Raw genomic sequence first — 13,535 nt, 5'->3', positions numbered from 1 at the left:
TGTCGAATTTTCACTGGTAAAATGAACATAAGACGTGAAGTTTGAGCAGAACTTTGGTATACTGTGTTCGTGAGGCGATATCGGCTAATGCAGACCGAATTGCACTCCCGTAACAGTAACCTTTGTTCTGCTTTGATGTGTTTTATATAAGCAGACCGCAGTGCAAGAATGAAATACGTTTAAGTGAGTTGTTGGATTCTGCTCTGAGCCGAAGAGGACCGAGACAGAAGGGACGATCGCAAGTGACTCTTTTTTGACTTTTCGGGACTTTTTAGTGGAAAACTAAAAGGTTTTTTTGTTGCGTTTATTTGAAAAGAAGAAAGGAGCCATGAAAAAAATGGCGAACAAACAAGCGTTGAATATTGTGAAAATGAAAAAATATAAGCAGGATGGCGTGCCGCTTACCATGATCACGGCTTACGATTATCCAACAGCGCTCCTAGCAGAGGAAGCAGGTATTGATCTGATCCTGGTTGGTGATTCACTCGGCAATGTAGTACTGGGTTATAATTCGACGCTTCCGGTGACCATCGACGACATGGTATACCACACACGTTCCGTAGTGCGCGGTGCTGAGAAGACATTTATTGTGGCTGATATGCCTTTTATGACCTATCATGGCAGCGTGGATGAGACGCTTAAGGGTGTCCGTCGACTGATGCAAGAGGGGCATGCCCATGCGGTTAAAATGGAAGGCGGAGTCGAGATAGCGGACACCGTTAGAGCAGTTGTGCAAGCAGGCGTGCCTGTTCTTGGACATATCGGACTGACACCTCAATCGGTTAATCAGATTGGTGGTTACCGCATTCAGGGCAAGGATGCAGCGGATGCGAAACGTCTGATGGACGAAGCCAAAGCCTTGGAAGCTGCAGGTGCGTTTGGCATTGTGCTTGAACTGGTTACGGAAGAAGTTGCACGGGCGATCTCGGAGGAACTGTCCATCCCTACCATCGGAATTGGAGCAGGACGAGGCTGTGATGGTCAGGTACTGGTATTCCACGATGTGGTTCAATACGCCTCTCCGTATACGCCCAAACGATTTGTCAAAACCTATGGAGATGTGGGTACATTAATCAGAACCAGCATCGAAGCTTACGTGAAAGAAGTGAAAGATCGTTCGTTCCCGGCCGAAGAGCATGTATTCAATGCGGCGGATGGTGTTCTGGATCAACTGTACGGCGGACAACGCAAGGAAAAGGTGGGGAGTAACTCATGAAAGTATTACGGACAATCGCAGAGTTAAGACAGGAACTAAGCTTGAAGCGTCAAGCGATTCGGTCCAGTGCGTCTGTTGTAGGTCTTGTACCAACAATGGGTTATCTTCATCAAGGTCATGCAAGCTTGATGCAGGCAGCCAGACAACAGAGCGATATCGTGGTATTAAGCATATTTGTTAATCCAATTCAATTTGGCCCTAATGAAGATTTTGACAGTTATCCGCGGGATGAAGCCAGAGATTTGGAAACAGCACGCTCACAAGGAGTGGATATCGTATTTATTCCCTCTGTTGAAGAGATGTATCCACAGGCAACGCAAACGACCGTATCTGTCTCAAAACTCACGGAGCGCTTATGTGGCGCTTCACGTCCAGGACATTTTGACGGAGTAACAACAGTAGTCTCCAAGCTCTTCAACATCGTACAGCCACAGCGTGCATTTTTTGGAATGAAAGACGCTCAGCAGGTTGCGGTCATTCAACAGATGGTGAATGATTTGAATATGCCTGTAGAAATTGTACCCTGTCCAATTGTTCGCGAAGAGGATGGTCTTGCTCTCAGTTCACGTAATGTCTATCTTAGCGCAGAACAGCGTACACAGGCCTTGGTTCTGTCGAAGGCACTGCGTGCAGCTCAGGAAGCCGCAGATACAGGTGTAGCTACTACAGCCGCAGATATCCGTCGTATTCTGCGCGAGCACATTGCAACCTCACCGCTTGCCGTTATCGACTACGCCGAGATTCAGGCTTTTCCAAGTCTGGAGCCGCTCACAGATCAGGAAGAAGTTCAAGGCCGTGACGATCTGCTCATCGCACTTGCGGTGAAATTCGGAAAAACAAGATTGATTGACAATATAAGGTTGCAAAAATCGGAGGTACTGTCCCATGTTTAGAACACTGATGAAATCCAAAATTCACCGGGCTACGGTAACGGAAGCCAACTTGAACTATGTGGGTAGTATTACCATAGATGAAGACTTGATGGAAACATCCGACTTGATGGAAAACGAAAAAGTGCAAATTGTGAACAACAACAATGGTGCACGTCTGGAAACATATGTGATTCCAGGACCACGCGGAAGCGGGGTCATATGTCTTAACGGCGCAGCTGCACGTCTGGTACAGCCTGGAGATAACGTCATTATCATTTCTTACGCCATGATGTCGCAAGAAGAGGCAAATACTCACAAACCAACCGTTGTATTTGTAGATGGACGGAATAAACCTGTACAAACGATGAAACAGGAAGTCCACGCAACAATTATGTAATCGACTGGTAAGGAGAATGAAATCGGCCCTTGAAGCAAAAAATGAGTACAGGTCACTGCACTAATCCATTTTTTCAAGGGTGGGGATGCATCGATGTTCCAGCATGTTTTCGCAGAAATGAACGACATGTTAGATGAAATTATCAAGAGCTATCCTTCCGCTGAAGGCCTGAACAAACAAGAATTGCTGCAAAAGTGGAACTTGCTTAAGCGGATGAGTGACGGAATGCTGGATGAATGGCTGATGTTTGAAGAAAAGATGAGCCAGGTGAGGGAGCGAGAGATGGATAAGCCTGCTTCCCTTGAACCGGAACAGGAAGCTGTTACCGCTCTGCCTGAACTCCATCTGGAATGTTTCAGTCGAGGTCAGGGTTATTTCAAATTACAGATGTATCCGCAGGCGATCATGCAGTTCTCCCGGGTTGTGACCGACCATCCGGAGAGTGCATTGACTCGTTTTTACCTGGCGCTCGCGTATCTGAATCTGGAACAAATGGCGGAAGCCGGAACACATTTACAGCAGATCATGTACCTTAAAGGTTCACCTCGCTTGAAAGGGCTTGTGTGTAACGCCCTGGGCTGTATTCAAGCCAAGCTTGCCAATCCCGAAGCTGCATGTTCACTCTTTGCACAGGCCCTTCAGTATGACCCGACATTGACCGAACCACTGTACAACATGGAAGCATGCAGGTTGAACAGGGGAAAATTGCAATATGCTAATCAGCTGACGACCCTTCATTAAGCGGGAATTCGGCGACAAAAAAACGGTGTTCCCTCCTTTGGCATAGCGGCGGGGACACCGCTTTTTTGTCAGTTAATTTTCAAATCCCCTTTTTTTTGCTATGCTGTAACATAGACTGGAATGGAAGGGACCGTACATTGCAATGAAATTTGCCGTATTGGATTTCGAAACAACCGGCACGCAGTCCGACGGTGAGATTATACAGGCCGGACTTGCCATCATAGACCATGACTACAGCATAACTCAAATATATAGTTCTTATGTGAACCCTGGTGTACCGATTCCCCCGTTTATTTCGGGGTTGACGGGTATTACCGATGCAGATGTGGCGGACGCTCCTTCACTCGAAGAGATGATGATGGAGATGGTTCCGCTACTTAATGATGTGGTGCTTGTTGGACACAACGTCGCTTTTGATTTTCACTTTTTGCAGAATGCTCTTGACCGTTGCGGTTATTTGCCGTTCACTGGCCGCATTCTGGACACGATTGATTTTCTGAAGATCACATTCCCATCACTGGGTTCTTATCAACTTGGTTATGTGTCTTCCGAATTTGGATTTCAACATGATCGCCCTCACCAGGCAGACAGTGACGCACTGGCGACAGCCTATGTGCTGCTCAAGTGTCTGGATGAGTTAAAGGAATTACCGCTCATAACGATTCAGCGCCTCAGTGACCTGTTTGCACCAGAAGACAGTGACTTGGGTTGGTTTTTGGACGGAATGCGCAGTGAGAAGGAAGCAGAGCCGATTCAGGATCTGGACGGACATACCTATTATCGTCAGCTTGCTCTTAATGTAAGTGATTGGACCGATATTGGTGCACCACGCGATGAGCGGGAGGCTAACCCCCTCGATGGTGTAAGCTTCGAACAGTTTATGGACCAGGTTCGGGAGAATCTGAAGGATACACTGGATCATTACGAAGAGCGTGAAGCGCAGACTCAGATGTTCAGCAGTGTAAGGCAAGCCCTGGATGAAGAGAAACATCTCTTGATCGAAGCTGGAACGGGTACCGGTAAATCTCTAGGGTATCTGTTGCCTGCTATTTACGAAAGTGTGAAGCAAGAACAGAAAGTTATGGTTAGCACGCATACGATCAATCTGCAGGAGCAATTGAGAGAGCGGGACATTCCGATGCTGACTCAAGTGGTTCCGTTCCCGTTTAAGGCTGCTGTATTCAAAGGACGTGGACATTACCTGTGCCTGCGCAAATTTGAACACAAAATCAATAAACGTGAATTCGCCACACCGAAAGAGGATTATTTCACAGCTGCTCAGATGATCGTCTGGCTTACGCAGACCGAAACCGGAGATGATGAGGAACTTAACCTTAGCGGACGCGGAGGGGACTTCTGGGAGACCGTACAGAGTGAATCCGAATCATGTCTGGGAAGATCCTGTCCATGGTTCCGTAAATGCTTCTACCATCGTGCCAAACATGAAGCAGGGTTGTCTGATATCGTAATCACCAATCACTCCAAATTATTTACGGATGTGAAAGCCGCGCATCAGCTGCTGCCAGCCTATGAGAGTCTTGTGATCGATGAGGCACATCATCTGGAGGATGTCGCTGGTAAACATCTTGGAATGCATATGAAATATTTCACCTTGGTTCATACACTGACCCGCCTATTTAAAGACAGTCGTAATGGACAGCTGCCTATGCTTCGTTCGCAGTTATCCGGGCATGAAAATTCGGTGCAATGGGGCTCCATGGTGGATCAGATGTTCCCGCTCGCTCTTGAAGTTAAGGAGCTGTGGGATCGTATGAGCGATGCCTTGTTTGGTCTGTTGCCTGAACGAAGTGATGCTTCACCGGGAGAGACGGGGCAATTTTCACTGCGTCTGAAAGCATCTCAGAAACCTGCAAAATGGCAGGAGTTGCAGGATCTGGAGAACCAGATCTATGTGACTCTGGGTGATTTGGTTCGCAAAGGGGACAAATTGCTGCTTGAAGTGAAAGAGGATCAGGATGATTATCAATCGGATAGTCTGATCACGGACATTACAGGACTGCTGAAAGATCTGACCACATTGAAGGAGAATCTACGTTTCTTCATGCGAATGGATGATGCCAAAACGGTGTACTGGATGGAAGCCAGCGGCCAATTCCGCAGCAAATCTCTCCAGCTGTATGCCGTACCTGTAGATGTGAGTGCACAACTTAAGGATTTATTTTTTGATAAAAAGAAAAGTGTTGTGCTTACATCGGCTACGCTTTCGGTAGATAAGTCATTCCAGTTCATGATTGAACAGCTTGGCTTGCAGGAAGCGGCCGAGAACAATCGGCTGTTAACGTCGATGTTGCCATCACCTTTCAACTATCGCGATCAGGCACTTCTGGTGATTCCGCGTGATTTCCCGAGTGTGAAGGGAAGTGTGGGTGATGCGCACTTTGTTAATATGCTGGTGCAATCACTTGCAGAGACGGCAATTGCTACGCGTGGACGCATGATGGTTCTGTTTACTTCATACAAGATGTTGCGACAGGTCTATGATCCGCTGAAGGAGGCACTGTCTGGCAACGACATCTCGTTGCTTGGGCAAGGCGTTGACAGTGGAAGTCGTTCCAAATTGACTCGCAGGTTTCAAGATGCCAAAGCAACGGTACTTCTGGGCACAAGCAGCTTCTGGGAGGGTGTAGATATCCCGGGAGAGGCGCTAACCTGTCTCGCTATTGTGCGATTGCCTTTCCAGCCACCGAATCATCCGTTGGTGGAAGCCAAGAGTGAGCTGCTTCAGGAACAGAAGAAAAATCCGTTCATGAAACTGTCCGTGCCACAAGCGGTCATTCGTTTCAAACAGGGATTTGGCCGGTTGGTGCGTACAGCAAAGGACAGAGGAATTGTCATTGTTTATGATACACGGGTGATTGAAGCGTATTATGGTAAATTCTTTTTATATTCATTACCTGGTCCCAAAATGGAGCACATGCTCACGGAGCAAATGGTTCCACGAATTACCGAGTGGTTGGAAAAACCTGCTAATGAACAAAAATAATGGTTGTTTTGTTCGTTATATCATTGCATGACACTATCGTTTGGCGTTAAACTTTATTAGATATTTCCGTATCCGATTAAAGCAGTTGCACGTAAGAACTTATAACCCAAATTACAAGGAGCATTCTGTATAAAATGTCACGTTTATCTTTGAGTTTTATACAGAATGCTCATCTTTTCATCTATTATTTTATCGTGGCCTTGGTAAGGGGGAGCAAGAATGAAATCGGATAAAATTTCGGAAGCGGTGGTACGACGTCTGCCTGTATACTTGCGTTATTTGAACGAGTTGCATCAGCGTGAGGTGGCTACTGTTTCTTCTCAAGAGCTTGGACAGAGGCTGGATCTGAATCCGGCCCAAATTCGCAAAGACCTGGCTTACTTCGGTGATTTTGGTCGTAAAGGGATCGGGTATGATGTATCCTATTTGATCGAAAAAATTCGTCACATTCTCAAAATCGATCAGCAAATTAATGTGGCTCTGGTAGGCGCGGGTAATCTCGGACAGGCCTTGTCCAACTACAACGCATATCTGAAAGACAACATGAAGATTGTTGCTGTATTTGATGCATACGGACCGAAGATTGGTAGTCAAATCAACAGTTTGACGGTAAAACCAATGGATGAATTGACGGAAGCGGTTAAAACGGAAAATATTCGCATCGGAATTATCACGGTTCCGGATACGGAAGCCCAAAATGTAGCCGATCAGCTTATTGAATCAGGAATTGAAGCGATCCTTAATTTTGCACCAACCATTCTAAAAACACCGCCGCATATCCGCATTCACCATGCTGACTTTACAACGGATCTGCTTAGTTTGGCCTATTACTTGGAGACTGGAAAGGACGACGAGGAAGATGACAACAAATAGATGGGTAATTCACAACGGCAAATTTGCCGTTAATGAAGGCGGCACAACATGGAACGTGGTCCACGGATACATGGTTGTTGAGAATGACAAGATTGTGCATATTGGTGAGACATTGCCGGATGAAGACAAAAATTGTACCAAAGTGGATGGAAAAGGACTGTTCTTCCTGCCGGGTCTGATCAATACGCATGGTCATGCAGCGATGTCGTTGCTCAGAGGGCACGGAGACGATCTTGCATTGCAAGTATGGTTGCAGGAAAAAATGTGGCCGATGGAAGCGAAAATGACTTCAGAAGACGTATATTGGGGAACTTCGCTATCGGTGCTTGAAATGTTGAAAGGCGGAACTACAGCTTTCCTGGACATGTACGATCACATGGATCAAGTTGCCAAAGTTGTGGAGCAATCCGGCGTTAGAGCAGCACTGGCACGTGGTGTAATCGGGTTGTGCTCGGAAGAAGAACAATTGCGGAAGCTGGAGGAGTCGGCTGCGTTTGCGCGTGAGTGGAATGGACAGGCAGATGGTCGCATTACAACCGTAATCTCGCCACATGCACCATATACATGCCCTCCGGACTACATAGAGAAGCTTGTGCAGGTCGCGAACGACCTAAACCTTCCCCTTCATACACATATGTCGGAAACGCTTCGTGAAGTCGAGCAGAACGTGGCTGATTATGGACTGCGTCCTGTGGCACATCTGGAGAAACTGGGCTTTTTCTCTCGTCCATCCCTGGTTGCACATGCGGTGCATCTGAATGACGAAGAGATTGAGATTCTGGCCCGTCATGATGTGGCTGTATCCCATAACCCGGGAAGTAACCTGAAACTCGCTTCCGGTGTTGCGCGGGTACCTGCGTTGCTGAAAGCAGGAGTTACCGTGTCACTCGGAACAGACGGACCGGCAAGCAACAACAACCTGGATATGTTCGAGGAAATGAGACTGGCTGCATTGATCCACAAAGGTGTATCTGGTGACCCGACGGCAGTGCCAGCAGGCGAAGCGTTATTACTCGGAACGTCATACGGTGCCAAATCCATCTTCTTGAACAATACCGGAGCACTCCAGGTCGGCATGAAGGCTGACTTTATCGCCTTGGACATTGAACAGGCACATTTCTATCCACATACAGACCTGATCTCACATACAATCTACTCGGCTTCTGCCAAAGATGTTGAGCACGTATGGGTGGATGGAAAACAAGTGGTGAAACATGGCGAATGTCTGACGTTGGATGAAGAACGCATTTTGCGTGAGTCTCAATTGGCATTTGATGGTCTGCTTGCTCGTTAATTGCAGGACAGCATCATAGGGAAAGGAAGTTCGGCTTTTGAAGAAAAAAAAGAAGTGGATATGGATTTCGCTGCTTGCACTGGTTCTGATTCTGTTTGGACTTCAGCGTTATTACGTCCATGTCACGCAGGACCAACGCAAGGAAGAAGCGCTCGCCATACAAGCAGCACAGGAGCAACTGGGCATTACATCCTATGATGAATTGCGCAAGTACATCTGGGGAGACAAAGAAGGCTCTGACAACATCTACTGGACCCTGATCGGCAAAAACAAGGATAACCAGGATGTTATGGTCTGGGTTAAATTCGATGCAAACAATCAACCGGTTAAGGGTGCAAACGCTATACACAGTGAGCTGCTGCAGAATGGCATGTCCGAAGCGCAGATACGCAATCGCTTCAGTTCTGAAGTTCCTTCCGGTGAGATTAAACGAATCATGCCCGGAGTTGTGAATGGAATATATGTGTGGCAAGTGTATTATAAAGACGGTACGCATAACCACTATCGCTTTTATCGTTTTAGCAACGGAGAACAGGTGGACCTGGTCTACACACTCCCGAACAGCTAGAACAAGATAGAGTGAGATAACTAGAGAATTAAAGAAATGAAAGAACCGGCAGACGGATATCCGACTGAACCGGTTCTTTGTGTTGTCTGTAAACATATTTGATTTAAATAGTTAAAATTAATAATTTATTCATATTTTCGCCTTCGAAATTGTATATACGATGTGATATACTCAGATATGTACTCAAAGTTATATTCAAAAACAAATAATCCTGTCGAAATTCTCGCAGGAGTCAATGTGCACATATTCGTATATACCAATAAGCCAGTAGGTTGGGCCAAAATCTGGGAGGGGTAATTCACTTGAAGTTAAAAGTATTGCCTATTGCTATAACTGCCGTCATTTCAGCCGTTGTGTTGTTTGGAGGTTGGTTTGTATATCGTCAGGTGGCTGTGCAGAATCCGATTGAAAAAATGGTAACCCAGTACGATGGAGTCAATGACGTTCAATTAACTATTAACCGCAATGATGTACAATTGAAACTGGATCTGCAACCTGATGTTGATTTGGGCAGACTGGTACAATATATTCACAAAGAAGGACAGACCCTGATTGGAACACGCTCACTAAAGTTGGATGTTGTGGATCATTCCAGTGAAGCACTGGAAAGTTGGTGGGGTGATGCGATGTTCACCGTAGCTCAGGCGATGGAGAACAAGCAATACACCGAGATTACACCAACGTTGTCCAAGATGGCGACGAATGGAATTAAGGTAAATACAGCGATGGATGACAACAATGTATATGTCAGTCTCAGAGACGGAGATGCCAGCAAGTTTATTATTCTGCCGCGTGTGCCCGGTCAGATAGGAGTGTGGCCTAATGCCTAAGTGGACAAAAGAAGTTGCCATCGGATTTTTTCCCGTATTGATTATTTTCCTTGCTTTTACTGGTGTTAATATTGTTCCGATCCTGATTGCAGCAGTGCTTGTCGGAGCTTTGCTGTTCATGATGCAAATGCGTGGCGGGATTACAGTAGGTGCTGCACAGGAACGTAAACGGAAGAAAAAAGGACCTTCCAAGCTTACTTTTGAAGAAATTGGCGGACAAGACAGTGCTAAGCAGGAATTGCGTGAAGCGCTTGACTTTCTGATCAAACATGAAGAAATCCGGAAGTTCGGGATTCGCCCGTTAAAAGGGATCTTGCTGACGGGCCCTCCAGGGACAGGGAAAACGTTGATGGCCAAGGCTGCTGCCCATTACACCGATTCTATTTTTGTAGCAGCATCGGGTAGTGAGTTCGTGGAAATGTATGTTGGTGTGGGTGCCAGCAGAATTCGGGATTTGTTCAAGGACGCGAGAACCCGTGCCACCAAGGAAAATAAGGAAAACGCTATTATCTTTATCGATGAAATCGATGTCATCGGGGGGAAACGTGAGGGTGGTCAACAGCGTGAATATGATCAGACCCTCAATCAGCTCCTGACGGAAATGGATGGAATCTATTCTTCCGATACGCCAAGAATTCTGGTTATCGCTGCAACGAACCGTAAAGAGATGCTGGATAGCGCCCTGACGCGACCGGGACGTTTTGACCGCCACATTCAAGTGGACTTGCCTGACAAAAAGGGCAGAAAGCATATTCTGGAACTGCATGCGGTGAACAAACCTCTGTTGAAGGAAGTTAATCTGGAGAAAACAGCGGAAGAATCATATGGTTTCTCCGGTGCACAGCTCGAAAGTGTGATGAACGAAGCAGCAATATACGCCATGAGAGACGGGCTGTTAAACATCGAACAGCGGCATCTGTCCCTGGCTATTGATAAAGTCATGATGGGTGAGAAGACAGACCGTGAGTCGAGCGTGGAAGAGAAGAAAAGGGTCGCCATTCATGAGTTGGGACATGCCATTATGGCTGAACTCGTTCGTCCAGGCAGTGTTAGTCAGGTGGCACTTAGTCCGCGTGGTCAGGCGTTGGGATATGTACGTCATAACCCGCAACAGGAACAGTTCCTCTATACGAAGCGCTTTCTGGAAGAGCAGATTATGATTGCACTCGGAGGAGCAGCTGCGGAGGAAATGTACTACGGTGGTCGTTCCACAGGGTCACGCAATGACTTTGATCAGGCAACCAATGTTGTACAGACGATGATGGCTTCGGGGTTGACTTCACTTGGGATTGTGAACATGGATATGGTCACAACCGAGGAACTGATGCGAGAGAATAAATTAATTCTGCAAGAACTGATGGAACAGACAAAGCAGTTGCTTGAAGAACAACGGACAATTTTCGACAATTCACTCGACATCTTGATTCGTGAGGAAGTTTTGTCTGGCGAACAATTTCGTTGTCAATTTCGTGACAGTGCCCTTCTACCAGCATAATTTATTTATGCTGGTTATTTTTTTTTACATTTCACTCGTGCTAAGATATTATTATATGTTGGGTCGAAATTTGTAATTTTCGGCGAACAGGGTACAATAGAGAAATAGAGAACCGAAAGGATGGAGCAGAACCATGTTTTTCAAAAAAATAGGAGTTGTCGGCGGCGGTACGATGGGGCAAGGTATTTCCCAGATGCTCGCAGCCAAAGGACTTGATGTGCTTCTCGTGGAGCATACAACACAAAAGCTGGATCATGCATATGACATGATCGAAACCAATCTGGATAAACAACTAGAGAAATGGGCGATTACAAAAGCGGAGAAGAAATTAATTCTTTCCCGCATTACCAAGGTAGCTCATTTAGCTGAACTTGGAACTTGCGACATGGTCATTGAGACAATTTCAGAAGATCTGGATGCGAAAAAAGCAGTATTCAGCCAACTGGACCAAGTTTGTCCAAGCAATGTCATTCTGGCAAGTAATACATCCACGCTGAGTTTGACCGAGCTTGCAAGCTCGACCAAATACCCAGAGCGTGTTATTGGTATGCACTTTATTCACCCGGTATCCCGGGTTGATCTTGTAGAGATTATTCGTGGACTGAAAACTTCGGATACAACATTCGAAGAGACCAGACGTTTTGTTGAAGAAGTAGCGGACAAAAAAGGAGTTATGATTTATGAATCCCCTGGATTCGTAACTTCCCGTCTGATCTGCCTGCTGATTAACGAAGCGTTGCATGTATTGCAAGAAGGTGTTGCATCTGCTGAAGATATCGATGATGCAATGCGTATCGGATACAACTTCCAACATGGACCACTCGAAATGGCTGACCGTTTCGGATTGGATTCTGTTGAAGCTGCACTCGAAAGAATGTTCCGTGAATTCGGAGAATTGAAATATCGTCCTTCTACAGTCCTGAAGAAAATGGTGCGTGCAGGACACCTGGGTGCCAAAACAGGCGAAGGATTCTTCAAGTACGACAAGGATGGTGACCGACTGTGAAAGTACTCGTAATTAATGCGGGGAGTTCCTCGCTCAAATATCAACTGTATAATATGACTGACGAATCTGTACTAGCTAAAGGTTTGGTAGAACGGATCGGAATGGATTCCTCCATCCTGACACACAAACCGACAGGCCGTGAGGATGTTACAGAAGTTAGTGAGATTCTGGAGCATACAACAGCGATCCGTAAAGTCATTGATATTTTGACTCACAAAGAAAATGGTGTACTGGATTCTGTAAGTGAAATTCAAGCTGTTGGACACCGTGTTGTTCACGGTGGTGAAGCATTTAAAGAATCTGCATTGGTAGATGATGCTGCCAAAGCTGAAATTCGTCGTTTGTTCGACTTGGCTCCACTTCATAACCCTGCAGCAATGATGGGTATTCGTGCGGCTGAATTAAATATGCCTGGTGTGCCACAGGTAATGGTCTTCGATACGGCGTTCCATCAAACGATGCCGGAAAAAGCATATCTGTATGCTATTCCGCGTGTACTTTACAAAAAATATAAAGTACGTCGCTACGGCGCACATGGTACTTCCCATGATTTCGTAAGCAAGGCAGCTGCTGAATATCTGGATCGTCCAGTGGAAGATCTGAAAATTATCACTTGTCACGTCGGTAACGGCGGTAGTGTAACAGCAGTTAAAGGTGGCGTATCCGTGGATACTTCGATGGGTATGACTCCGCTTGAAGGACTGATGATGGGAACGCGTTCTGGTGACCTTGACCCAGCCATCGTACCTTATGTAATGAACAAGGAAGAACTGAGCGTAAGCGAAGTGAACTCCATGTTGAACAAACACAGTGGATTGCTTGCGATCTCCGGAATCAGCAGTGACATGCGTGAGATTACGGAAGGTATGGAGAATGGCGATGCCAACTCCACGCTTGCTTTTGAAATGTACGAGTACCGTCTGCGTAAATACATCGGCTCATATGCAGCTGCAATGAACGGTGTAGACGTGATCGTCTTTACGGCTGGTGTAGGTGAGAACTCCGTTGTACTTCGCCAAAAAGTATGTGAGCAACTCACTTATCTGGGTGTTGAACTGGATGAAGCGTTGAATGCCATTCGTTCTGGCGAACCACGCCGGATTACAACAGCGAACTCCAAAGTGGAAGTTCTCGTTGTGCCAACAAACGAAGAATTGGTAATTGCACGTGATACACACCGAATCGTATTGAATTCTCAGTAATCTAACTGTAAAGTAAATATAGAATGACAAGGAAGTG

At 46.2% G+C, this 13,535-nt stretch carries 12 protein-coding genes; all 12 read left to right on the top strand.

The genetic code is table 11. The features are described from left to right. Positions 1 to 337: 337 nt before the first annotated feature. Entirely contained in the window at positions 338 to 1,216 is an 879-nt protein-coding gene (panB, locus tag C161_RS18870) for a 3-methyl-2-oxobutanoate hydroxymethyltransferase (RefSeq protein ID WP_036672039.1), read from the top strand. Continuing rightward, positions 1,213 to 2,109: a pantoate--beta-alanine ligase gene (panC, locus tag C161_RS18865; protein ID WP_036672003.1), complete on the top strand. Its 897-nt coding sequence runs from the start codon at positions 1,213 to 1,215 to the stop codon at positions 2,107 to 2,109. The genes panB and panC overlap by 4 nt, the downstream gene beginning before the upstream one ends. Then, a complete protein-coding gene (panD, locus tag C161_RS18860) occupies positions 2,102 to 2,485 on the top strand; it encodes an aspartate 1-decarboxylase (RefSeq protein ID WP_036672001.1) in 384 nt (127 codons plus the stop codon). The genes panC and panD overlap by 8 nt, the downstream gene beginning before the upstream one ends. Positions 2,486 to 2,602: 117 nt before the next feature. Continuing rightward, positions 2,603 to 3,226 (top strand): tetratricopeptide repeat protein, encoded by a 624-nt coding sequence (locus C161_RS18855; RefSeq protein WP_313771433.1) that lies wholly within the window; start codon positions 2,603 to 2,605, stop codon positions 3,224 to 3,226. Positions 3,227 to 3,368: 142 nt separating this feature from the next. After that, positions 3,369 to 6,230 carry an ATP-dependent DNA helicase DinG gene (dinG, locus tag C161_RS18850; protein ID WP_036671999.1) on the top strand — a complete coding sequence of 954 codons (2,862 nt, stop codon included), beginning with the start codon at positions 3,369 to 3,371 and terminating at the stop codon, positions 6,228 to 6,230. Between the two features lie 219 nt (positions 6,231 to 6,449). Beyond that, positions 6,450 to 7,103 (top strand): redox-sensing transcriptional repressor Rex, encoded by a 654-nt coding sequence (locus tag C161_RS18845; RefSeq protein ID WP_036671997.1) that lies wholly within the window; start codon positions 6,450 to 6,452, stop codon positions 7,101 to 7,103. Further along, a complete protein-coding gene (locus C161_RS18840; protein ID WP_036671995.1) occupies positions 7,090 to 8,397 on the top strand; it encodes an amidohydrolase in 1,308 nt (435 codons plus the stop codon). Before C161_RS18845 ends, C161_RS18840 begins: the two co-directional genes overlap by 14 nt. 37 nt (positions 8,398 to 8,434) lie before the next feature. Beyond that, positions 8,435 to 8,965: a DUF5590 domain-containing protein gene (locus C161_RS18835; protein WP_036671993.1), complete on the top strand. Its 531-nt coding sequence runs from the start codon at positions 8,435 to 8,437 to the stop codon at positions 8,963 to 8,965. Positions 8,966 to 9,267: 302 nt separating this feature from the next. Next, positions 9,268 to 9,795: a hypothetical protein gene (locus C161_RS18830; RefSeq protein ID WP_036671991.1), complete on the top strand. Its 528-nt coding sequence runs from the start codon at positions 9,268 to 9,270 to the stop codon at positions 9,793 to 9,795. Continuing rightward, complete coding sequence (locus C161_RS18825) at positions 9,788 to 11,290, top strand: AAA family ATPase (RefSeq protein WP_036671989.1); 1,503 nt, start codon at positions 9,788 to 9,790, stop codon at positions 11,288 to 11,290. Before C161_RS18830 ends, C161_RS18825 begins: the two co-directional genes overlap by 8 nt. A gap of 133 nt (positions 11,291 to 11,423) precedes the next feature. Further along, positions 11,424 to 12,296 (top strand): 3-hydroxyacyl-CoA dehydrogenase family protein, encoded by an 873-nt coding sequence (locus C161_RS18820; RefSeq protein WP_017687750.1) that lies wholly within the window; start codon positions 11,424 to 11,426, stop codon positions 12,294 to 12,296. Further along, positions 12,293 to 13,498, top strand: a complete 1,206-nt coding sequence (locus tag C161_RS18815) for an acetate/propionate family kinase (RefSeq protein ID WP_036671987.1) — start codon at positions 12,293 to 12,295, stop codon at positions 13,496 to 13,498. Before C161_RS18820 ends, C161_RS18815 begins: the two co-directional genes overlap by 4 nt. The last annotated feature ends 37 nt before the right edge of the window (positions 13,499 to 13,535 follow it).

The organism is Paenibacillus sp. FSL R5-192 (assembly GCF_000517845.1).
GTDB lineage: Bacteria > Bacillota > Bacilli > Paenibacillales > Paenibacillaceae > Paenibacillus > Paenibacillus amylolyticus.
This window is presented reverse-complemented; position numbering and strand designations above follow the sequence as displayed.

Bases quoted from the DNA above. Each gene is read 5' to 3' on its own strand.
- panB (WP_036672039.1), top strand. From the start codon at position 338: ATGGCGAACAAACAAGCGTTGAATATTGTGAAAATGAAAAAATATAAG.
- panC (WP_036672003.1), top strand. From the start codon at position 1,213: ATGAAAGTATTACGGACAATCGCAGAGTTAAGACAGGAACTAAGCTTG.
- panD (WP_036672001.1), top strand. From the start codon at position 2,102: ATGTTTAGAACACTGATGAAATCCAAAATTCACCGGGCTACGGTAACG.
- C161_RS18855 (WP_313771433.1), top strand. From the start codon at position 2,603: ATGAACGACATGTTAGATGAAATTATCAAGAGCTATCCTTCCGCTGAA.
- dinG (WP_036671999.1), top strand. From the start codon at position 3,369: ATGAAATTTGCCGTATTGGATTTCGAAACAACCGGCACGCAGTCCGAC.
- C161_RS18845 (WP_036671997.1), top strand. From the start codon at position 6,450: ATGAAATCGGATAAAATTTCGGAAGCGGTGGTACGACGTCTGCCTGTA.
- C161_RS18840 (WP_036671995.1), top strand. From the start codon at position 7,090: ATGACAACAAATAGATGGGTAATTCACAACGGCAAATTTGCCGTTAAT.
- C161_RS18825 (WP_036671989.1), top strand. From the start codon at position 9,788: ATGCCTAAGTGGACAAAAGAAGTTGCCATCGGATTTTTTCCCGTATTG.
- C161_RS18820 (WP_017687750.1), top strand. From the start codon at position 11,424: ATGTTTTTCAAAAAAATAGGAGTTGTCGGCGGCGGTACGATGGGGCAA.